Origin of the sequence: Pseudomonas sp. QLc11A, from assembly GCF_052112305.1 — a bacterium.
Classification (GTDB): Bacteria; Pseudomonadota; Gammaproteobacteria; order Pseudomonadales; family Pseudomonadaceae; genus Aquipseudomonas; species Aquipseudomonas laurylsulfatiphila.
On sequence record NZ_JAVAJJ010000049.1, the window covers coordinates 1 to 555 of the forward strand.

1 protein-coding gene is annotated in these 555 nt (G+C 62.9%); it reads left to right on the forward strand.

Annotated features, from left to right (window positions below):
- Positions 1-555: immunoglobulin-like domain-containing protein (locus Q8X48_RS29825; protein ID WP_407802667.1), on the forward strand; the 555-nt coding region annotated here is incomplete at both ends.

Below are 555 nucleotides of genomic sequence, written 5' to 3' on the forward strand. Positions count from 1 at the left end.
AGGGCAAACCGGTCACCGCGCAGAACGGTCCGGTGACCGTGACCCTCGACAGCGGCAAGGTGATCACCATCGCTGAAGGCCAGAGCTCCGGCAGCCTGCCAGTGACCGTGGGCAACGACGTCTACACCGGCCCGACCACCGTCACTGAATCCATCAAGGACGCGGTGGGTGGCAACCTGGAATTGGTGTCGCCAAATACAACGCCAGTGACCACCACGGTCAACGATGTCAACGACACCACCACGGTGACCCTGACCGCCACCCCGAGCGTGGATGAAAACGGCACCATCACCTACACCGCGACGCTGACCGATGCCCAAGGCAAACCGGTTACCGCGCAGAACGGTCCGGTCACCGTGACCCTCGACAGCGGCAAGGTGATCACCATCGCTGAAGGCCAGAGCTCCGGTAGCCTGCCGGTCAGCGTCGGCAACGACGTCTACCAAGGTCCGACCACCGTGACCGAGTCGATTAAATCGGCCGCCGGCGGCAACCTCGAGTCCATCGATCCGGTGAAAACGCCAGTGACCACCACGGTCAACGACGTCAACGACA